This window comes from Flavihumibacter solisilvae, from assembly GCF_000814475.1.
Classification (GTDB): domain Bacteria; phylum Bacteroidota; class Bacteroidia; order Chitinophagales; family Chitinophagaceae; genus Flavihumibacter; species Flavihumibacter solisilvae.
Genome location: NZ_JSVC01000019.1, coordinates 88,080 through 108,696, shown reverse-complemented (window position 1 = coordinate 108,696; position 20,617 = coordinate 88,080). Strand labels below are relative to the sequence as shown.

Annotated in this window: 19 protein-coding genes and 1 other RNA gene; 14 read left to right on the top strand and 6 right to left on the bottom strand. The window is 48.5% G+C overall.

The window, feature by feature from the left end; all coding sequences use genetic code 11:
• Positions 1-21 precede the first annotated feature (21 nt).
• A complete protein-coding gene (locus tag OI18_RS16890) occupies positions 22-294 on the top strand; it encodes a DUF4242 domain-containing protein (RefSeq protein WP_039141914.1) in 273 nt (90 codons plus the stop codon).
• 60 nt (positions 295-354) lie between these two features.
• Here OI18_RS16890 and sucC read toward each other — a convergent pair whose 3' ends face one another.
• Positions 355-1,569, bottom strand: a complete 1,215-nt coding sequence (gene sucC, locus OI18_RS16885) for an ADP-forming succinate--CoA ligase subunit beta (RefSeq protein ID WP_039141912.1) — start codon at positions 1,567-1,569, stop codon at positions 355-357.
• Positions 1,570-1,634: 65 nt separating this feature from the next.
• Here sucC and OI18_RS16880 point away from each other — a divergent pair, with 65 nt between their 5' ends.
• Genes OI18_RS16880 through OI18_RS16855 form a run of 6 tightly spaced genes read left to right on the top strand, consistent with a single transcriptional unit; the run spans position 1,635 to position 7,564 of the window.
• Positions 1,635-2,123, top strand: a complete 489-nt coding sequence (locus OI18_RS16880; protein WP_039141910.1) for a hypothetical protein — start codon at positions 1,635-1,637, stop codon at positions 2,121-2,123.
• 19 nt (positions 2,124-2,142) lie between these two features.
• On the top strand, positions 2,143-3,141 hold the full coding sequence (locus OI18_RS16875) for a glycosyltransferase family 9 protein (protein ID WP_039141908.1): 999 nt from the start codon (positions 2,143-2,145) through the stop codon (positions 3,139-3,141).
• Between the two features lie 32 nt (positions 3,142-3,173).
• Positions 3,174-4,592, top strand: coding sequence for a CCA tRNA nucleotidyltransferase (locus OI18_RS16870; protein ID WP_039142242.1), 1,419 nt, complete (start codon positions 3,174-3,176; stop codon positions 4,590-4,592).
• A 38-nt stretch (positions 4,593-4,630) separates the two neighbouring features.
• Entirely contained in the window at positions 4,631-5,209 is a 579-nt protein-coding gene (locus tag OI18_RS16865) for an IS1096 element passenger TnpR family protein (RefSeq protein ID WP_039141907.1), read from the top strand.
• Between the two features lie 23 nt (positions 5,210-5,232).
• Positions 5,233-6,126, top strand: coding sequence for a tRNA (adenosine(37)-N6)-dimethylallyltransferase MiaA (gene miaA, locus OI18_RS16860; protein WP_039141906.1), 894 nt, complete (start codon positions 5,233-5,235; stop codon positions 6,124-6,126).
• Positions 6,127-6,181: 55 nt separating this feature from the next.
• Positions 6,182-7,564 carry a GH1 family beta-glucosidase gene (locus OI18_RS16855; protein ID WP_052273321.1) on the top strand — a complete coding sequence of 461 codons (1,383 nt, stop codon included), beginning with the start codon at positions 6,182-6,184 and terminating at the stop codon, positions 7,562-7,564.
• On the opposite strand, the gene OI18_RS16850 is transcribed toward OI18_RS16855, so the two are convergent.
• A complete protein-coding gene (locus OI18_RS16850; RefSeq protein ID WP_039141905.1) occupies positions 7,554-9,110 on the bottom strand; it encodes an OmpP1/FadL family transporter in 1,557 nt (518 codons plus the stop codon). The two genes, OI18_RS16855 and OI18_RS16850, sit on opposite strands and share 11 nt — an antisense overlap.
• A 95-nt stretch (positions 9,111-9,205) precedes the next feature.
• Positions 9,206-10,021, bottom strand: coding sequence for a hypothetical protein (locus tag OI18_RS16845; RefSeq protein ID WP_039141903.1), 816 nt, complete (start codon positions 10,019-10,021; stop codon positions 9,206-9,208).
• A 120-nt stretch (positions 10,022-10,141) separates the two neighbouring features.
• Here OI18_RS16845 and proS point away from each other — a divergent pair, with 120 nt between their 5' ends.
• The 3 genes from proS to truB are packed head-to-tail and all read left to right on the top strand — an operon-like array spanning position 10,142 to position 13,453.
• The gene (proS, locus tag OI18_RS16840; RefSeq protein ID WP_039141901.1) at positions 10,142-11,617 is read left to right on the top strand and encodes a proline--tRNA ligase; all 1,476 of its coding nucleotides are present in this window, start codon (positions 10,142-10,144) and stop codon (positions 11,615-11,617) included.
• Positions 11,618-11,634: 17 nt separating this feature from the next.
• Positions 11,635-12,717, top strand: coding sequence for a M48 family metallopeptidase (locus tag OI18_RS16835; RefSeq protein WP_039141900.1), 1,083 nt, complete (start codon positions 11,635-11,637; stop codon positions 12,715-12,717).
• Positions 12,718-12,748: 31 nt separating this feature from the next.
• Positions 12,749-13,453, top strand: a complete 705-nt coding sequence (gene truB / locus OI18_RS16830; protein WP_039141898.1) for a tRNA pseudouridine(55) synthase TruB — start codon at positions 12,749-12,751, stop codon at positions 13,451-13,453.
• Here the strand turns inward: truB and OI18_RS16825 are convergent.
• Entirely contained in the window at positions 13,441-15,810 is a 2,370-nt protein-coding gene (locus OI18_RS16825) for a BamA/TamA family outer membrane protein (protein WP_039141896.1), read from the bottom strand. The genes truB and OI18_RS16825 overlap by 13 nt on opposite strands.
• Before the next feature lie 29 nt (positions 15,811-15,839).
• On the opposite strand from OI18_RS16825, the gene OI18_RS16820 reads away from it, so the two are divergent.
• Complete coding sequence (locus OI18_RS16820) at positions 15,840-16,568, top strand: RNA methyltransferase (protein ID WP_039141895.1); 729 nt, start codon at positions 15,840-15,842, stop codon at positions 16,566-16,568.
• A gap of 45 nt (positions 16,569-16,613) precedes the next feature.
• Here OI18_RS16820 and OI18_RS16815 read toward each other — a convergent pair whose 3' ends face one another.
• Positions 16,614-17,846 (bottom strand): ABC transporter permease, encoded by a 1,233-nt coding sequence (locus OI18_RS16815; RefSeq protein WP_039141893.1) that lies wholly within the window; start codon positions 17,844-17,846, stop codon positions 16,614-16,616.
• Between the two features lie 73 nt (positions 17,847-17,919).
• On the opposite strand from OI18_RS16815, the gene OI18_RS16810 reads away from it, so the two are divergent.
• The 3 genes from OI18_RS16810 (at position 17,920) to fsa (ending at position 20,089) form a co-directional block, all read left to right on the top strand.
• Positions 17,920-19,212, top strand: a complete 1,293-nt coding sequence (locus OI18_RS16810) for a type IX secretion system plug protein (protein WP_052273320.1) — start codon at positions 17,920-17,922, stop codon at positions 19,210-19,212.
• A gap of 52 nt (positions 19,213-19,264) precedes the next feature.
• An RNA gene (ffs, locus tag OI18_RS24295) (signal recognition particle sRNA small type) lies at positions 19,265-19,364 on the top strand.
• 74 nt (positions 19,365-19,438) lie between these two features.
• The gene (gene fsa, locus OI18_RS16805) at positions 19,439-20,089 is read left to right on the top strand and encodes a fructose-6-phosphate aldolase (protein ID WP_039141892.1); all 651 of its coding nucleotides are present in this window, start codon (positions 19,439-19,441) and stop codon (positions 20,087-20,089) included.
• Between the two features lie 38 nt (positions 20,090-20,127).
• Here the strand turns inward: fsa and OI18_RS16800 are convergent, their stop codons facing one another.
• Entirely contained in the window at positions 20,128-20,577 is a 450-nt protein-coding gene (locus OI18_RS16800; RefSeq protein WP_052273319.1) for a hypothetical protein, read from the bottom strand.
• Between the last annotated feature and the right edge of the window lie 40 nt (positions 20,578-20,617).

Here is a 20,617-nt window from a genome sequence, read left to right as displayed (position 1 = left end):
CTCACCTTTAAATCTCCCTGTATGCCGAAGTATATTATAGAGCGGGAAGTGCCGGGAATTGGCAATTTTACCAGCGCACAATTAAAGGACCTTGCGGCAAGCTCATGTGGCGTGTTGCACCGGATGGGACCACAGATCCAATGGAACCAGAGTTTTGTAACTGGTGACAAATTGTATTGTGTGTATATCGCTCCCGATATTGAAACGGTGCGCCAGCATGCTACTATCGGCGGTTTCCCTGCCAACAAAATAAGTGAGGTGGTTGAGATGATTGATCCCACCACCGCGGAATAGATCAGGAATTGAAAAAGGCCCCCGAAAGAGGGCCTTTTGATTTATTTTACTTTTTGATTGTTACGCCTTAACAGCTTTCGCTACGAGGTCGGCAGCTTCACTGAGCTTGATGGCGCTCTGTACTTTCAGGCCGCTTTCATCAAGCAATTGCTTTCCTTCCTCTGCATTTGTTCCCTGCAGACGAACAATGATTGGGATCTTGATGTCACCGATTGAATTGTAAGCATCGATAATGCCTTGCGCAACCCGGTCACCACGAACGATACCACCGAAGATATTGATCAGGATAGCTTTTACTTTGGGATCCTGCAGGATGATGCGGAAACCGGCTTCAACGGTTTTTGCACTTGCAGAACCACCCACGTCAAGGAAGTTTGCAGGTGAACCGCCACTGAGTTGGATCATATCCATAGTAGCCATTGCCAGGCCTGCACCATTTACCATACAACCTACGTTGCCATCAAGTTTAACAAAGTTCAGGTTGAACTTTCCCGCTTCAACTTCAGTCGGATCTTCTTCTGCCAGGTCCCTCATGGTAGCAACATCCGGGTGACGGGTAAGTGAGCTGTCATCCACGTTCATTTTGCAATCCACGGCAATGATCTTGTCGTCGGAAGTTTTGAAAAGCGGGTTGATCTCCAGCATGCCGCAGTCCAGTCCAGAGTAAGCATTATAAAGGCTGGTAACGAACTTTACACAGTTCTTGTTTGCTTCGCCCGACAGTCCGAGGTTGAAAGCGATCTTCCTCGCCTGGAATGGCTGGAGCGGACCACCTGGATGTACCCACTCTTTGAAGATCTTCTCGGGAGTGTTATGTGCCACCTCTTCAATGTCCATACCACCTTCAGTGCTGTACATAATTACATTCTGACCCTTTGCACGATCAAGCAATATAGAGAGATAGAACTCCTTTACGGGGTTTGGTCCATCGTAATATACATCCTGAGCAACGAGTACTTTATTGACAACCTTGCCAGCCTCACCGGTCTGGATGGTAACCAGTGTACCGCCAAGCAGGTTCTGAGCGATATCTTTCACTTCAGTCGCATTCTTTCCTACTGCAACACCACGCTGTTCTTTTCCTACGATCTTTCCTTTACCACGACCACCCGCATGGATCTGGGCTTTCACAACCGCGAATTTGCTGCCGTACTGGGTATGGATCTGGCGATATGCTTCTTCTGCTTCTCCGGGTGTGCTGCAGGCTATGCCTTCCTGAACCGGAACACTGTAACGTTTCAATAATTCCTTTGCTTGGTATTCGTGCAAGTTCATATAGCAAAAATTTGCAGCGAAGATAGAGGAATTGCGCAAATGTGCCCTGCAGTTATATTTGCGGAATGGATGATTTCAATAATGATATTGTACAGTGTCTTAATGTGTTGGAAAATGACGGGCTCGTGATCATCCCGACAGAAGCCGGCTGGATGCTTGCAGCGGATGCCGCGTCCGAGATCGCTGCTGACCGTTTACTTGCCTCTGCACCTGGTTGCCAGCCGGTTGTACTGCTTGCTGATGAGCGGGACCTGTTAATTCATGTGAGCGCACTCGACCTGGCCGTTTTTGACTGGATGGCGGGGCAGAAGAAGCCTTTGGCTGTCCGCTTTCCCGGGGTACTGGCCATTGCCGGTCAACTGTTATCACCCGATGGATCGGCATATATTTCGCTTTCTGAAGACGTGTTCGGAATTCACCTGCTTAAACGGTTCCGCAAACCCATTGCCGTTGTTCCTGTTGATCCGGCAGAAACTACTGCATTAGCCGCATACCGTGCAGGGAATCATACCAGTCCGGTCCGGAACGGTTTCATATTTGAAAAATTCGTATAATCACGTCAACTCAGAGAGAATGCCCCGATTTCTTATTATACAGACTGCTTTCATTGGTGATGTAGTGCTCGCAACCGGGATCCTGGAAAAACTTCATCACTGGTTTCCTGAGGCCAAAATAGATTTCCTGCTTCGTAAGGGAAATGAAGGACTACTGAAAGACCATCCTTTTTTGAATGAGTTGCTGATCTGGGACAAGAAAGCTGGCAAATACCAGGAGCTGTTCCGCCTCAACCGCGTTATCCGTAATAACAAATACGATAAGGTAATCAATGTGCAACGCTTTGCGGCTACCGGCCTGCTGACAGCATTGTCAGGAGCAGTGGAGACCATCGGGTATGATAAGAACCCGCTAAGCAGGTTTTTCACGCGCCGTGTTCCGCATGTGCTGAGCAGCAAAGAGCACCCAAAGCATGAAATCGAAAGATGCAACGATCTTGTCAGGCATTTCACCGATGATAAACCTTTCCGGCCTAAATTATATCCCACGGCCGCGGATTATGAAAAAGCAGCAGCGTTCCGGCGTGATCCCTACATCGTGATCGCCCCCGCATCTGTATGGTTCACCAAACAATACCCGGCGGGAAAATGGATCGCATTTATCAACAGGTTACCGGCTTCCCTCAATATTTTCCTTATTGGCGCACCGGGCGACGAACCATTGGCACAGCAGATCATTTCAGGGTCAGGCCATGGTCAGGTGCAGTCACTCTGCGGCCAGCTGAGTTTCCTGCAATCAGCCGCCCTGATGCAATCAGCTGTCATGAATTACGTCAACGATTCAGCGCCCATGCATTTCGCCAGCGCAGTGAATGCGCCAACGGCTGCAGTTTATTGCTCCACAGTTCCTTCATTCGGGTTTGGCCCGCTGTCTGACGTGTCGTCAGTAATAGAAATTGAAACTGCGTTGTATTGCAGGCCATGTGGACTTCATGGGCGTCGCGAATGCCCTGAAGGGCATTTCCGCTGTGCACTCGATATCCGGGAGGACCAGTTACTGGCAGCCGGTGGCTTTTAATGCAGGGCAAACTCACCTATCTTTGCTGCCCCATGGACATCAATTGCACAGAAAAGGAATTGTTTCTGTTGAAGAAAATAGCACATGCAGCGTCCGATCTCCAGATGCCTTGTTATGTGATCGGCGGTTTCGTGCGTGACAAACTGCTTTCACGTGCAACCAAGGATGCTGACATCGTTTGCGTGGGTGACGGAATAACACTGGCCCATAGGGTGGCTGAGCGCTTCCAGCCAAAACCGTCGGTTGCCTTTTATAAAACCTTCGGTACCGCATCTATAAAGATCGACGAGTTTGAAATTGAATTCGTGGGAGCGAGGAAGGAAAGTTACCGTTACCATAGCAGGAATCCCGAGGTGGAGCCTGGTACACTTGAAGAGGACCAGCTGCGGCGCGACTTTACCATAAACGCCATGGCCATCAGCCTCAACGGTGACCAGTACGGGAAACTGATAGATCCCTTCGACGGGTTGGGCGACTTGCAACACGGGATCATCCGGACGCCACTTGAACCGGCACAAACTTTTTCCGATGATCCGCTTCGCATGCTTCGCGCCATCCGTTTTGCCGCCCAGCTTGGATTCACTATTGAAGAGAAGACCTGGGAAGGTATTTGCCTCAATGTGGAACGCATCAAGATCATTTCACAGGAACGGATAACCGAAGAGTTCAACAAGATCCTGTTAAGCAAAAAGCCGTCGGTTGGTCTCGACCTTCTCTACACCTCGGGCCTGATGCACATCATCTTTCCGCAAATGGTAGACCTGGCAGGCGCAGAATACATTGACGGGAAGGGGCACAAGGATAATTTTTACCACACACTCCAGGTGGTGGACAATATTTCCCAGCATACCAACGACCTGTGGTTGCGATGGGCAGCAGTTTTGCATGATATTGGCAAGCCTGCAACCAAAAAATTTGAGAAGGGTCATGGCTGGACCTTCCATGGTCATGAAGTGGTGGGAGGAAGGATGGTGCCGAGGATCTTTACCCGCCTGAAGCTTCCGCAGAACGAGAAAATGAAATATGTCCGCAAACTGGTGGAGCTTCACCTTCGCCCCATCAGCCTGACCAAAGAAAATATTACCGACAGTGCGATCAGGCGGTTACTTTTTGATGCGGGCGACGACATTGATGACCTCATGAGCCTCTGCTCGGCCGACATTACCTCAAAGAATAAATTCAAGGTAAAGCGGTACCTCGAGAACTTTAACCTGGTAAGGGAGCGGCTTCATGAAGTGGAGGAAAAGGACAGGATCCGGAACTGGCAGCCGCCGATCACGGGCGAAATGATAATGGAAGCCTTTAACCTGCCCCCGGGAAGACTGGTAGGTGAAATTAAAAATGCCATACGTGAAGCGATACTTGACGGGGAGATTGAGAATAATTATGACTCAGCTTATGGACTGATGATGAAAAAAGCGGCTGAATTTAACCTGCAGCCCGCGCAATAAAAGAATTTGTATTTTACGCACAAATCGCAGATATATTTATGGCTATTCTCAAGTTCAGGATCTATTTCGAAGAAGATGACAGTGTTTACAGGGACGTGGCAATCCGGCACAAACAGAATTTCCGGGATCTCCACCAGGCGATCCTGAAAGCCTATGAATTTGATTCGAAGCATGGAGCAACGTTCTACCGCAGCAATGACAGCTGGCAGCGGGGACGCGAGATTACCCTGGAAAAATATAACCGCTCTTACCCGGTGGAACCCCTGCTGATGTCCGATACCCCGATAAGTGCAGAGATCTTCGATCCCAACCAGAAATTCGTGTATGTATATGATTTCAACCGGGTGTGGACTTTCCTCGTTGAGCTGATCAATGTTTCAAAAGAGGAAAATCCGAAAATCGACTACCCGGCAACTGTCAGGGTGGAAGGAATCGCACCGTCACAATATGGAACCAAGGGGCTCGTAGGTGACAAGCTCGCCGAAATGGAAGAAAAGTATGACCTGCAATCAGGTGCAGAAGGTTTCGGAACGGAAGGTGAGGACGGGGAGTCTGATGGAGATTCCGATCTTGAAACGGATGAGTTCGGTGCCGGTGAAAGCGAAGAAGAAATCTGATTTTATCAACCAGCGCATCACCCTTGCATAAAACATGCATCATCATAGCCGGGCCAACCGCAGTTGGTAAAACCGCCCTCGCCATCCGGGTGGCAAAGGCCCTGGGAACAGAGATTATTTCCGCAGATTCCAGGCAATGTTATCAGGAACTTGATATTGGGGTTGCACGGCCCTCGCCGGTGGAACTGGGCCAGGTAAAACATCATTTCATCGCCTCGCATTCCATTGCCGAAGAAGTAAGCGCTGCTACCTTTGAAACCTATGCGCTTGAAACTGCAGCTTCCATATTCAAACACCACAACACTGTTGTAATGGTCGGCGGTACCGGCCTGTACATAAAAGCATTTACGGAGGGACTTGATGACTTGCCGGGAATTGATCCCGCCATCCGCTCATCTATAATCGCAGCTTATGACCAGCATGGTACCGAATGGCTGCGTGAACAGCTTCAGCAGCAGGACCCGCTTTTTTATGCAACAGGTGAAATGAAGAACCCGCAACGCATGATGCGCGCACTTGAAGTGATGCAGTCAACCGGCAGGAGTATCCGACATTTCCAGACAGGCCAAAAGCAGGAACGGCCTTTCCGCACAATTAAAATCGGGCTCGACCTGGAGCGGGCAGAATTGTACGACCGGATCAATCACCGCGTCGACCAGATGATGCACCAGGGCCTGCTGAAGGAAGTTGAGGGACTTACCTCATGGCAACACCTCAATGCCCTGCAGACTGTGGGCTATGCTGAACTCTTTGATTACCTGCAAGGCAAGACTTCACTCGAATCAGCAGTATCGCTGATCAAACAACATACCCGCCATTATGCAAAACGCCAGCTGACATGGTTCCGCCGCGATGCGGAGATGCATTGGTTTCATCCCGGGGATTTCGATAAAATCATGAACCTGCTGCCCGGATGACAAGTTCACAGAAAGTTAATCTGCCGATTCTGTATCACTGCGATCTTTGCAGCACATGCCTGTTGAACACCCGTTAAGTGCCCAGATGTTTGGTGATGACTTCCATTTTGGAGTTGCCATTTCGGCGGCACAGAACGAAGGTGCAATTCTCGAAGACGGCAGGAGTCATTCTGTCTGGGATGTTTTCAGCCGTAAAAAAACAGCCACCCGTAAAGGTGCCGGTCCTTATCCCGCCTGTGACTTCTACCACCGTTACAAGGAAGATCTCCTGCTTGTTAAGGCCCTTGGCTTTAACAGTTTCCGCTTTTCCATTTCCTGGTCAAGGATCCTTCCCGATGGTTCAGGCAAAGCCAATCCTGCAGGCATAGCTTATTACAATGACGTAATCAATGAATGCCTGCGATTGGGGCTCACACCCTTTGTTACAATCTATCACTGGGACCTGCCGCAGGTATTGCAGCAGGAGGGCGGTTGGGTGAGCCCGTTGATCAATCGCTGGTTCAGGCATTTTGCCAGGATCTGTGCAAAAGCATTCGGCGACCGGGTAAAGAACTGGCTTATCCTGAACGAGCCTGCAGCATTTACCACACTCGGTTACCTGGTGGGAAAACATGCCCCTGGAAAGAGAAGTCTTGATGCCTACCTGAAGTCCGTGCAGCATGCTGTACTTGCACAGTCAGAAGGTGCAGCAATGATCCGTGCACAGGTTCCCGGCGCCCGGATCGGAACAACATTCTCCTGCTCAGAGGTCATTCCGTTTTCGTCACGGGAGGAAGATCTTGCTGCAGCCAGTCGTGTTGACCTCCTGATGAACCGGATCTTCATCGAACCTTTGCTGGGTATGGGATTCCCGGAAGATGACAGGGGACTGATGGAAAAAATGAACCGCCGGAACCTGACCTGGAAGCATGCGGAAAAGATGCAGTTCGGGATGGATTTTATCGGGCTGCAGAACTATTTTCCTGTTGTCATAAAACACAACCCATTCATTCCACTCGTGCAGGCATCTCCCGTAAAAGCCAGCGACCGGAAGGTACCTCATACATCTCTTGGATGGGAGATAAATCCGGGGGCATTTAAGAATATTATCCGCCGCTTCAGTCAGTATGACGGTATAAAAGAATTAATGATCACGGAGAACGGCGCTGCATTCAAAGATTCGCTGAACAGGGGCAGGGTGCAGGACGATGCACGCATCGCGTATTATCGCGATCACCTTACTGCCTTATTGCAATTGAAACAGGAAGGAATGAATATTACAGGTTATTTCGCGTGGACGCTGATGGATAATTTTGAATGGGCTGAAGGTTATGAAGCCAGGTTCGGCCTTGTTCATGTTGATCATGCCACACAGGTACGCACGATCAAGGATTCAGGCTACTGGTGGCGCGCTTTCCTTGAGTACCAGGGAAAAGGGCAACATGCTGTCAGAATTTAATCCCTGCCGTTACGATCACATTTCCGCCAGAGCCTTTCGTTTCAGCATAGGTATTAGCCTTGTCAGGTAACCTGTACGGAAAATTAACGTCGTCGGTTAACCGATGTACATACGCCAGGTCAATAAAAAAGCCTTTATCACGATATCCTACACCACCGCTGATATACATGCGCTTTCCATCAAGATCCTTATCCTCGTAAGGGTTGCCATAATAGGCAAAACCTGCTCTTGCCATAGTTGTGTTGAACTTCAGCTCGCCCCCGATCTTTGCATTCAGGGCGCCTTTGTAGATCTGTTTGATCACGCCATTCACGGCGTCATAATATTCCTGGTTGTCAATAGTATTTTCCTCGCCGTTCTTGAACCTGTTGGAAGAATATGTTACATACTCAAGGTCGGCCGAAATAAATCCGCGTTGTTGCTTGATATCTTCAACACCATGGAACACATAAGAACCGCCCACCAGGAAACGCCATGGTGATGTCAGGTCATACTTGTACTCAGGAATATAACCGTCATTCAGTTCCCGGATAGTTACCGATGTGGGTTCGTTGTAATTATCCAGGTCTGTTTCCATCGTCGCATCATAGGAATCCTTCAGTCCATACAGGGTCGGTGTATGAATAGCCGCGCCCACGCGAATGAAATTAACCGGTTTGAAAATCGCACCCAATTTCAGGTTCACACCAACTCCTTTGCTTGTATATCTTTCCCGCAGGGTGGCGGAATTAAAATAGTTGTTGCTTTGGTTGGTTGCATCTGTTTCCGTATATACACTGTTCCGCTCATAATTGAGGATAGGAACACCAAGGCTTCCGCCGAAATAGAATTTGTCGTTGCTGTTTCCTGCGAAGCTGATCGCCACTTCTGTAATTCCACCACTGGTTTCAATAGTGTTCGACTGGTTCAGTAAAAAGGCGGTATCATGTTGCAGTGCGTATCTCATCGGTGTACCAACAACCTCGGTGCCGAAGCCTTCAGTAGTAAGCGTATCAACGAGGTAGGTATATAATGCCATTCTCGAAGGGAAGGAGATACTGCTGCTGTTCAATGCATCATCTATGGACAGGCCCGAACTTGCTACTTCTACCGCGTAAGCTTCAGAAAAAGAACTGAAATTATTGGTGCCACTATAAGCGATCTTATTGTTGAAATCGGCAGAACGGTTTACCGCAATACTGAAAGCGCTGCTTTTATTGGCTTTATACCTGTCGGAGATACCGAACACGAGACCTGATGTTCCGAGGATAAAGCTGCTGGATTTGGCATTTGTTTCCGCGCTGCCCCTGTATGTCGACTTATTATTGAAGAAATTGTAGCCGGGTGATAAAACGATCTCGCTGGTTTTGTACATCGCGATACCGGCCGGGTTAATAAAGTTGGCAGTGATGTCGCCGCCTAATGATGTCATTACTCCGCCAATTGCCTGGTTCCTGGCGGTTCCGCTGGGTGTGGACCACGACATCCTGAGTGCGTCTTCGGGCACCTGCGACCAGGCGCCAAGGGTAGCGAGACTTCCGAATAAAAAGAGAATGCTTTTCCGCATGTACGAATGATTGAAATAAGTATAGGTATAAAAAAAGAGGAAACAAATGCAGTAGTAGGCAGGTTGTTTCCTCCATTCATATGGGAACCGTCCGATTAGTTTCCTGTACGGGCAGGGCGACTCACACCACCTCCGCTGCTTCCGGAACTAGGCCTGGAACCACTACTACTACCGGTGTTTGATGATGGCGAGTAGCTACGGGAAGGTCGGTCATAAGATGAATTGTTGTTGTTATTGCTATTTCCACCGAATAAGGAGCGTCTGCTGGTACCGGAATTGTATTCACGGCTATTGGAATTGTTATACGAACCACCCCTGTAATAAGAGTAGGGTTTGTATGTACGATTATTGTTGGAACTGGTGTTCAGGTAGCTGCTCATGCCGAATGCGGATGCCGGGCGGCTGGGACGTGCAACCACGTTGCCATACCCATATCCAGGCTTGCCTATATAACCACCTGACGGGATAACATATACCGGGCGGCAGTATGGATTGTAGAAGCTGTTCCAGTACCACATGGAGTTATACGGACTATTCCATGGACTGTTCCATGTCATGTAGCTGTTCCACCTCCAGTTGTTGTACATCATCGGATCCATCATCGCAAAATCATCATAATACCCATACCCGTATGGTCTGCGGCCGCTGCTGATCATCATCCTCATGTACTGGTCATCGCGATAATTATAGCTATCATATTCGTTATTGCGGTTGTAGGACCTGCGCTTATTCGTTTCCACGTATTCACCGCGGTCTTCCGTGTCATTGTCACCCTTTGCAACAGCAGCAACAGGTTTACCTGGTGAGTAGTAAACGTCATCCGGAGTCTGGCCGGATTTATATACTGAAGAGCAGCTGCTCAATGCAACAACTGCAATTCCTGCTAGGAGTCCGGAAAATTTGGGGATCATGGCTCAGCTATTAATGGTTGAAAAAATTACTTTTGCGTTCCGCTGTACTAATTTACAAATATAAGACAGCGTTTCAAATTCAAATGTTGCAAGCACATTGTTAAAACTCAATAAGTTATAATGAGCAAAGAGATCACCAGCCGGCAGGAGGATTATGCGCAATGGTACAATGACCTGGTATTGAAAGGAGGATTGGCGGACTACTCGGCAGTTCGCGGATGTATGGTAATAAAACCATATGGATTTACGCTGTGGGAAAACATGCGTGACCAGCTCGACAGGATGTTCAAAGAAACAGGACACGTAAACGCCTATTTCCCGCTTTTCATCCCTAAAAGTTTCCTTTCAAAAGAAGCAGCACATGTGGAGGGCTTTGCCAAGGAGTGTGCCGTTGTGACACACTACCGGCTGAAAAATGACCCCAACGGCGGTGGGGTAGTGGTTGATCCTGAAGCAAAACTTGAGGAAGAACTGATTGTTCGTCCCACTTCCGAAACCATCATCTGGAATACTTACAAGGACTGGATCCAGAGTTACCGCGACCTACCCATCCTGGTTAACCAGTGGGCTAACGTGGTAAGATGGGAAATGCGGACCAGGCTTTTCCTGCGGACGGCTGAATTTCTCTGGCAGGAGGGGCATACCGCCCACGCGACCAGCCAGGAAGCTGTGGACGAGACCACGAAAATGCTGGAAGTGTATGCGAGCTTCGTGGAAGAATTCATGGCCCTTCCTGTCATCAAAGGGGTGAAAACGGAAAGTGAACGCTTCGCAGGTGCTGAAGAAACCTATTGCATCGAAGCCCTCATGCAGGATGGAAAAGCACTGCAGGCCGGAACCTCCCACTTCCTGGGTCAGAATTTTGCCAAAGCCTTCGATGTAAAATTCCTGAGTAAAGAAAACAAGCTGGAATACGTGTGGGCAACAAGCTGGGGCGTAAGTACCAGGCTTATTGGCGCACTCGTAATGGCACATAGCGATGACCAGGGCCTCGTACTGCCGCCCAAAATCGCACCGTTGCAGGTGGTTATCGTCCCGATTTTCAAAGGCGAAGAGCAGAAAGCGCAAATCAGTGAAAAGGTTGCGCCGATAATTGCTGCGCTCAAAGCAAAAGGGATCTCCGTAAAATTCGATGACAATGACAATTCAAGACCAGGCTGGAAATTTGCAGAGTATGAATTGAAAGGGGTTCCGGTCAGGATCGCCATCGGCGCGCGCGATATCGAAAATAACGTGGTGGAAATTGCCCGCAGGGATACCCGCGAGAAAACGAGCGTGAGTATGGAAGGGCTGACGGATTATGTGAGCTCGCTGCTAGATGAGATCCAGGAAAATATGTATAACAGGGCAAAGGAATATCGCGACAGTCATATCACGGAAGTAAACGAATGGGCCGAGTTCGAGCGGTTGCTGGACGAAAAAGGAGGCTTCCTGTCCGCACATTGGGATGGTACACCGGAAACTGAAGAAGCGATCAAGGAAAAGACCAAAGCCACCATCAGGTGTATCCCACTGAATAATGTACAGGAACCGGGTAAGTGTATCCTGACGGGTAACCCGAGCATCCAGCGCGTATTGTTTGCGAGAGCGTACTAAGGTTTAACTTTGTTGTGATGCCAGATACCACCATTGTCAGATACAGTCCCCCTGGTCCGGAATCATCACGGGAAGTGAGGATCCTGCTGTTCAACAATGCTGTACACTTATACGATGCGGGTTCGAATGCCTTCATAGCAGCTTACCCTTACAAGGAATTCAGTGTGCTTGAAAAAAATGCGGAGTCGGCACTTTTTTCGGTTGGCGATGGCAGTGAGATCGAAGTGCCTGCTGAACATTTTTCGCTGCCGGAACTGCTTAAGCTTTCCGGCTATGGAAAAAGCAGGTGGTCGGTAAGCCTCAGCCGGCTGAAAGTGCCACTGCTGCTGACTGGATTCCTGTTATTTGCCATCACCATGTATTACGTGGTGGTGAGTGGGATTTCGGGAATCGGCATCAGGCTCATCTCTCCAAAGAAAGAAGCGCAGCTCGGCCAGATGATTTTTGATGCGATGCTGAAGGATGCCACTATCGATACCGTGGCATCCGGCCTGCTGACTGATTTTGCCGCCCAGTTACGGATGAGCGAAAAGTATAACCTGAAGTTTACGGTAGTGGATGATAAGGATGTAAATGCCTTTGCAATTCCGGGCGGTCATATCGTCGTGTATAAAGGAATACTTCAGCAGATGACCAGGCCTGAAGAACTGGTAGCATTGATCGGGCATGAATCATCTCATATTAATGAACGCCACAGCCTGCGCAATATGTTGCAGGAGCTTACGGGGAATTTTGTGTTGAGCATGGTCTTCGGGGACCTGGGATCTATTGGTGGCGTTATCGCCGGAAGGGCAAATGCCTTACGCAGCCTTTCCTATTCCCGGTCGCTCGAAAAAGAAGCTGATGAACAGGGAATGCACCGGATGTTAAGCAACCGCATAGACCCGCAAGGCATGGTAATGCTGATGGACCGGCTGAAGGCAGCAGAAAAAGACGTGCATCTTCCCGGCTTTTTGAGCACGCACCCGCTCACCGAAGAGAGGCGCGTCCATGCCCTTAAATTTGTAGCGGAACATCCTGGTGAAGCCGATATGACCCCGAAACTGGAAAGCAACTGGGAGCAGTTGAAAAAAGCGATTGAAACTTCCCCCGCCCCTTAATTCCGATACGTACCTTTGCCAAAATTTTTTTGTGCAGCAGGCTCCAAACAATCCATTTGCGGAAGGACAGGTTTTATTGATTGACAAACCGTTGGACTGGACTTCATTCGACGCAGTCAGGAAGATCAGGAATATGGTGGGAATAAAAAAGGTGGGCCATGCCGGCACCCTGGATCCGCTCGCAACGGGGCTCCTGATCATCTGCACAGGAAAGTTTACTAAAAGGATCAATGAATATATGGCCCGGGAGAAGGAGTATACAGGCACCATTACAATCGGTGCGGTTACACCTACGTTTGACCTCGAAAGCGAGCCGGTGAATTCCATGGATTATTCCGGTATCGATAAGGCCATACTTGAAGCTGCAACGCAACAGTTCACCGGAACCATACTGCAGGTTCCTCCCATTCATTCCGCGATCAAGATCAATGGCAAACGGGTTTATGAACTTGCCCGGAAAGGGCAGGACGTACAACTGGAACCGCGGCAGGTTACCATCAGCACTTTTGAACTCACCGATATATCGCTGCCTGTTGTTTCCTTCCGTGTAGTTTGTTCAACCGGCACTTATATCCGTAGTCTTGCAAATGATTTCGGCGCCGCATTAGGTTGCGGTGGATACCTGAGCAGTCTCAGGCGTACACGCATCGGTGAATTCCTGGTTAGCGATGCCTTGACCATTGAAAAGGCTGAGAAAATGATTGGCGATACCAGGAAACAGTATCAGAACGGGTAATTGATCCCGAGCTGGAACTGGCCCTTCCCGATTTTCATATTGTCGCCATAGAACCACCCGTTGTTATTATAGGAGAAAAAAGGATCTTTCAGCTTGTACGCCCAGTCGAAGCGGATCAGGAAGTACGAGAAGTCAAAACGAAGACTGGTACCACCGGCAACGGCAAGATCCCGGTAGAAGGTATTGAATTTGAATACCGCATTATCAAGTTCCGGATCCCCCTGGTTATTCCTGTACCAGATATTCCCGATATCGGTAAACAATGCACTCTTTACATTGATGCCGAACAACACACCAATATTGAACCGGTATTCGGCATTTGCTTCAAACTGTACATCGGCAAAACGGTCTGCATTCGTGTTTTCGAAGATCTGCGAAGAACCTGGTCCCAGCTGCCTGACCTGCCACGCACGCATACTGCTGGGGCCACCGGCAAAATACGATTTGAAGAATGGCAAATTGGTCTCCTTCGAGACGACACCGAGTGTATCTACCTGCTGGCCATAGGGAACACCAACACCGGTAAAGATCCTGAACGCCCAGGAACTTCTCGGGTGCGTAACATAATAACGGAAATCCACATCCGCTTTTACATACCTTGATAGCCGACCCTGCAGGTCAAATGATTTCACAAGTCCGAATAGCGCACCGCTCTCTTCCGTCTGGATCTTTAAGGTAAAAAGTTTGTTCCCTTTTGTCCATGAATTCCGCAGGATGAGATACTGGCTGATGATGAGCCCGTCGTTAAATGAATTGCGCAGGTTCGGGATACTGTCGAACAGGTTTTCGAGGCTGTCAGTTGAGAATACCCGCACAAACTCAATATTCAGGGGGCTGTAAAACCAGTTGCGGTTCTTTTTATTTATCCAGTCGTAGCCGATGGAAGTATTGATCGACTGTACCGCATAAAAATCGCGTCGGTCTGTAAAAGAACCGTTCGCGTTAAGGATGGTTTTGGCAGAAACCAGGTTCTTCTCAGCCTTGATGCGGAAGGGCGCCACGAATTTCGGGATCGCGAAACTCTGGCTCAGGCTGGTCTGGAAGGTCTGGATGAACTGTCCCTGGTTACCCAGTTCTATACCGAACCTAAGATTTGTATTGGAGAGGATGGATTGTTTGTCCACATTCTTATTCCGGTAGCCGAAAGTGACACCGAGGCCAAAAAGGTTACTGGTAGTCACCACATCAGACGCGTTCCTGCTGGCTTCGAGATCAACATTGACGTTTTGCTTTTTTGCCGGGTACAGGTTTATTCTGGCGTCCACAACGGAAATGCTGTCAACCGGGAAGAGCTGCAAATCCAGTGTTTGCAGCGCGCTCATTTGCCCGAAGTTGTTTTTTGTCCGGATCTCGTCATTGAGTTTGTAAATCCTGCCCGGTATAAGAGTATTATTCCTTGTAAGGAAGCTGGATTTGAAGACCCTGCTGTTCCGGAGGATCGTAATGCCATTCCTTATAATCGTGTCCTTATACACCGGTATGGTATCCAGTACGAGTGAACGGTCGGGGTAAATCTGGACGTTGCGGATCCTGAACTGGTGCAGGTGGACCGGGTTTTCGGTTCCCCGTTGCCGGAAGCTGACATCGATCTGTGGATTTTCCCGCCTGAGCCGCACTTCTTCCAGCAGGCGGATCTGCTCAAAAGGGTCTAGTCCCGGGTCTATGAGTCCGGCCACCACCGTATCTACTTCCGCGTAAATATCTTCCCTGCTGATCTTGAGGTAGCCGTTGTTGCGGTAAATCAGGAGCAGCCTGTCAAGCTCCCGGGCAATTTTTTCCTTGGTAAAAGGCTCGCCTTTTTTGATCAGCGATTCCTGGATGTTTACCAGTGCAAGTGCCTGCAGGTTTGAGTCCCTGAAGACATAACTTACCGAATCAAACTTTAACTGTTTGCCGGTTTCGACATGGAAATTAACCGTGACCCGGTGTTGGTAAATGCCGGTTTTTTTCTTGCGGGATTGCTTGCGGTCCCGAACCACCCGCATGCTGCTGTCCCACGTAACCGCCCCATACATGAACCCGTTAGACCGAAGCAGGTCATTGAGATACTGCACAGACTTCACGGCAAAACTGGTGTCGAAAACATGGGGTTTATCCAGTACCCTTTTCAAAAACGCTTTCCGCGTCCAGGGCACACGGATGCTGTCGTCAAGCTGGTTTTCCATCCTGCTGAGAAGGTTTGCCTTGTCAGTCAGCGGCATTTTGGTAACCAGCCTGATGTCGGTTTTATAAACAAAAGGTTTATCAGGGTTGTAATTTTTTATAACCTTGCATCCGGAAGCCAGCAGCATCGGTAACCAAATGAGCATCCGGTAATAATAATTACGGATGTACGTGTTGGTTATACTTGCTCGCATAGGCTGCCCGGGAAAATATAAAATTGGTGATGGTTACAAAAAATCAGGTCAAATATATCCAAAGTTTGAGCCACAAAAAATTCAGGGATGAAGAAGATGTCTTTGTTGCTGAAGGACCAAAGATCGTTGGAGAATTGATCGGGATGAGTCATATCAGGGTTAAGCAGGTGTATGGGACTTCGGAGTGGTGGGCATTTGCAGACAAATGGAAGGATGAACCATGGTCCGTTACTATCGATGAAGCAGACCTTGAAAGGCTTTCATTCCAGAAGACACCAAACCAGGTTTTGGGAATATTTTATAAACCGCATGTTGTTACGAATACTGGCGGCTGGCAATTGCTGCTTGATGGGATCCAGGATCCGGGGAATCTCGGAACCATTATCCGGATCGCAGATTGGTATGGCATAACACAGGTTGTTTGCAGCGAGGATTGCGCAGATGCTTTCAATCCCAAGGTCATCCAGAGTACCATGGCAAGTATCGGCAGGGTAGAAGTGACGTATACTAACCTCCTGCAATATGTGAAGCAGCATGCGCACCGTACTTTTTATGCGGCCACGCTCGGGGGTCTGCCGATGCAGGAAGTTAAGCCGCATGGTCCGTCGGCATTGGTCATCGGAAATGAGTCCAAAGGTATCAGGGCTGACCTGATGGCTGCGTTAAAAAGTTTCGTCACCATCCCGCGTATTGGTGAAGCCGAATCCCTCAATGCCGCAGTAGCCACTGGCATTTTATTATCTCACCTCGCCAGGTAGTTCGTTCACTTATTGACTTATTCACTTATCGACCAACTTCCGGTCTTACTTAAATTGAATCGCTTTTACCGGCTGGATCCGCCGGATGATCAATGTGGGAATTAGTAACACGAGTATACAGATAAGGAAAGTGCCGGCATTTACAGCTAAAATATGCCAGGGGACTATCCTGACCTCTGCCTTCGAGATGTAATACATGTCCTCGGGAAGATTGATGAAACCATACCTGTCCTGGAAAAACATCAGCAGGAATGCAAGGATATTTCCCATGAGTATACCTGTCAGCGTGATCACTGCACCATGATAGAGAAAGATCTGTTGGATGGTTCCGTTAAATGCTCCCAGCGCTTTAAGAACACCGACCATCCTCGTTCTTTCCAGCACCAGGATAATGAGGCAGGTAATGAGATTCAGCACGGCAACAATGATCATGATGATCAGTACTATTAAGATTGTTTTGTCCTGCAATGCCAGCCAGTCAAAGATGTTGGGATAGATTTCCCGGATTGTGCGGCTGTTCCACAATGCGGGAAGGTGGTTGAAGATCGTTTCATTCAAAGTATCCATTTTCCTGTAATCTTTGAGGAAGATCTCATATCCGCCTATCTGGTCAGGGCTCCAGTTGTTCAGCCGCTGGATCAGCCTGATATCGCCTAGTGCAATAAGTTTATCGTAGTCTTCTATTCCCGTTTTATAAATTCCGGAAACATTCAGCTTTCGTACCCTTGGCGCTGAACCGTCATTCTGGATGAAGTAAATAAGAATGGGGTCATTTACTTTTAAGTTCAGCTGGCTTGCTGTGTAGGTTGACAATACAATATCGTTGCTGTAACCACTGTCAGGGAATTGCATCCAGCGTCCTTCTTTCAGGAAACTTTTCAGCCTGTCTGTATCATAGTCTTTTTCCACGCCCTTGAACAGGATTCCTTCAATGCTTTCAGCGGTTTTCAGGATCGCGTTTTTCGTTGCATAGGCCTGGATATGCTCTATGCCACTGACGGTATTTACAAGTTGCTGAACCGTGTCATTTTTTGCAATGGGAAACTCTTCGGCGATGATTACCTTTTCCGGTTCATAATGCTGGACGCGGATATGACCCCAGAAACTGAAAATTTTCTGGCTGATCGCATGCTGGAATCCGTTTGTGAATGCCAGTGCAATGATCATTGCCGTTACACTGATGGTAGTGGCGGCAATCGCGAGCCGGATGATAAATCGGGAAAAGGATTTCTGCGGGTTAAAGGCCACCCTGCGGGCAATGTATCCGGCGATCTTCAATCAAGATGATTTTAATGGGCAAATATAAACCAGAATCGTGGTTAAAACCGCCGGCAATTTGTAGCATTGTATTATGATAGGAAAGCATATACGCCTGATCCTGCTGCCGGCCCTCATTTTCCTGTTGCCCGTCACCATGGTGCTGGCCCAGGAAGCAGATGTCATTTACCTGAACAATATCCAGAACGTTAAACTGCATACTGTGGGCAACCCATTGGGTTATCCCGTGATCCGGCTTGGAAGTTCAGACCAGCTGGAGCTTCACTTCGATGACCGTGAAGCCGGCACAAAAGCGTACTCCTATACCTGGCAGCTCTGCAATGCCGACTGGAGCGTTGCCAATCTCAGCCCGATGGACTATATCCGCGGATTTACCCAGCAACGTATTATTACATACAGGAGTTCTTCTGTTGCACTGACCCGCTACACGCACTATACGCAGATACTGCCTGACCGCAGCAGCGGTCCTTCAAGATCCGGCAACTACCTGTTGAAGGTCTTCCTTAATGGTGATCCCAATCAACTGGCGTTCACGCGCAGGGTACTTGTTGTGGATGAAAAGGCATCTATTGGCGTACAGGTGCAGCAACCGTACAATAACCAGCTTTTCCAGACCCACCAGAAAATCGTCTTTACCGTGAATGCACAAAAGCTGAATCTGGTTAATGCTATGCAGCAGATCTCTGTTTTCATTTTGCAGAATAACCGCTGGGATAACAAAAAAACAGCACTCCGGCCAACATTCATCCGTCAGCAGATCCTGGAATATAATACCGAACAGGATGCAGTATTTCCGGCAGGGAAGGAGTGGCGGTGGCTGGATCTCCGCAGCTTCAGGTTGCAAAGCGACCGGGTTGACAGCGCATCTTACGGAAAGGATCACACTGATGTTTACGTAAAAACGGATGCGGACCGTGCCTCACAGCGATTTGTATTTTTTCGTGACGCCAACGGCATGTATTATAATGAAACGCTCGATGGAATGAATCCTTACTGGCAGGGCGATTACGCAACTGTATATTTCCGTTACCGGCCACCAGGCGGAATGCCTTTCCGCAAAGATCTTTACCTGTTCGGCGAACTCACTAATTACGGGAAGGATCCGCAGGCTAAAATGATCTTCAATAAGGAACTTAATGTATATGAAACTTCACTTTGGCTGAAACAGGGATATTACGATTACGGCTATGCGCTGTTGGAAGGAGAGGGGAATAAAGCATGGTTTTCAATGGATCTCACCGAAGGAAATTACTGGGAAACCGAAAACAGTTACACGGTGCTCGTCTATTACCGCTCAATCGGCGGCAGGGCTGATGAACTCGTAGCATACAGCAGGATCAATTCACTCGCAGGAAGGCCAAGATGAAAAATATCAGATTTATTTTTGCCGGGTTTTCTCCGCACCTTATCTTTGCGCCCGGCAGGTCTTACACGGCCAGCTCCTGCTGAACTCCCCCAGGGTCGGAAGACAGCAAGGGTAAGCGGTTGTAGCGGTGCGATGTAATCAGCCTGCCATTTTTTTCCCCCCTTTCTTCGTTTTTAATTTTCCCGTTTTCCTTTTTCATATCTTCGTCAGCGTCAAAATTTTTAACATGAAATTTTTTATTGATACCGCCAACCTGGCTCAGATCAAGGAAGCGAATGAACTGGGCATCCTGGACGGGGTTACAACCAATCCTTCCCTGATGGCAAAAGAAGGAATTCGTGGAGAAGAGAATATTGTAAATCATTATAAAGCCATTTGTGAAATGGTGGATGGCGACATCAGCGCCGAAGTGATTTCAACAGAATTTAACGGTATCGTGGAAGAAGGCAAGAAGCTTGCCGCCATTCACCCAAATATCGTTGTGAAAGTTCCGATGATCAAGGATGGGGTAAAAGCGATCAAGTGGTTCACCGATAACGGCATCCGTACGAACTGTACGCTTGTATTTTCTGCGGGACAGGCAATCCTGGCTGCAAAAGCCGGCGCAGCCTATGTTTCCCCTTTTATTGGCCGTGTTGATGACAGCGGCTGGGAAGGAACTGAACTCATCGGGCAAATTGCCAACATCTTCGGGATCCAGGGATATAAAACCGAGATCCTTGCGGCTTCCATCCGCAATCCCAACCACATTATCAAATGTGCTGAACTGGGAGCTGATGTATGTACCTGCCCCCTCGATTCGATCCTCGGTCTGCTGAAACACCCGCTGACAGATATCGGACTGGCGAAATTCCTCGAAGACGCAAAAAAACTCTGATAATTTAAAGGAAGGGAAGGGAGGCGCCCACTGAATGGTCAGCCCTTCTTTCTCTTCTTTTTCTTTCCACTCATTTCTTCAAGGATCTGCTCCTTCGTCTTTAACTGCTCATTGTCCGGAAGCGTTTTGATATAAACTGTAATGGATTTGCTGAGCGAAGGATTGCGGTTATACACTGCTGTTATATTCACCATCTTCCGGCCGCATGAAGAATCAATGATCAGGTTATTGCCTTCAAAGCGGCCGTAATCACAGGAGAGCCGGATATCCTGGGCAGTAAGCGGTATCCATCTGCCCGATGACTGCAGCCCATCTACATTTATGTAATTGTACACCCCTTTTTTCAGGCTGTCGGTATATAGGTGAAAGGCAATGCTGTCGATCTTTTGGGTATTGTTGTCCGCCTGGCCCGCATGCTTTTGTTGGGCAATACTGTGGTAGAAGTAAAACGATAGCAACAACATCAATATGCTTGAACGCAGGGGCATGAACGGATATTTTTTCTCAATATATTTCTATTGTTTCTAA

Bases quoted from the DNA above. Each gene is read 5' to 3' on its own strand.
- OI18_RS16875 (WP_039141908.1), top strand. From the start codon at position 2,143: ATGCCCCGATTTCTTATTATACAGACTGCTTTCATTGGTGATGTAGTG.
- OI18_RS16820 (WP_039141895.1), top strand. From the start codon at position 15,840: ATGGTTACAAAAAATCAGGTCAAATATATCCAAAGTTTGAGCCACAAA.
- OI18_RS16850 (WP_039141905.1), bottom strand. From the start codon at position 9,110: ATGCGGAAAAGCATTCTCTTTTTATTCGGAAGTCTCGCTACCCTTGGC.
- sucC (WP_039141912.1), bottom strand. From the start codon at position 1,569: ATGAACTTGCACGAATACCAAGCAAAGGAATTATTGAAACGTTACAGT.
- OI18_RS16845 (WP_039141903.1), bottom strand. From the start codon at position 10,021: ATGATCCCCAAATTTTCCGGACTCCTAGCAGGAATTGCAGTTGTTGCA.
- fsa (WP_039141892.1), top strand. From the start codon at position 19,439: ATGAAATTTTTTATTGATACCGCCAACCTGGCTCAGATCAAGGAAGCG.
- OI18_RS16865 (WP_039141907.1), top strand. From the start codon at position 4,631: ATGGCTATTCTCAAGTTCAGGATCTATTTCGAAGAAGATGACAGTGTT.
- proS (WP_039141901.1), top strand. From the start codon at position 10,142: ATGAGCAAAGAGATCACCAGCCGGCAGGAGGATTATGCGCAATGGTAC.
- OI18_RS16810 (WP_052273320.1), top strand. From the start codon at position 17,920: ATGATAGGAAAGCATATACGCCTGATCCTGCTGCCGGCCCTCATTTTC.
- OI18_RS16825 (WP_039141896.1), bottom strand. From the start codon at position 15,810: ATGCGAGCAAGTATAACCAACACGTACATCCGTAATTATTATTACCGG.
- OI18_RS16890 (WP_039141914.1), top strand. From the start codon at position 22: ATGCCGAAGTATATTATAGAGCGGGAAGTGCCGGGAATTGGCAATTTT.
- OI18_RS16800 (WP_052273319.1), bottom strand. From the start codon at position 20,577: ATGCCCCTGCGTTCAAGCATATTGATGTTGTTGCTATCGTTTTACTTC.
- OI18_RS16870 (WP_039142242.1), top strand. From the start codon at position 3,174: ATGGACATCAATTGCACAGAAAAGGAATTGTTTCTGTTGAAGAAAATA.
- OI18_RS16855 (WP_052273321.1), top strand. From the start codon at position 6,182: ATGCCTGTTGAACACCCGTTAAGTGCCCAGATGTTTGGTGATGACTTC.
- OI18_RS16835 (WP_039141900.1), top strand. From the start codon at position 11,635: ATGCCAGATACCACCATTGTCAGATACAGTCCCCCTGGTCCGGAATCA.
- OI18_RS16880 (WP_039141910.1), top strand. From the start codon at position 1,635: ATGGATGATTTCAATAATGATATTGTACAGTGTCTTAATGTGTTGGAA.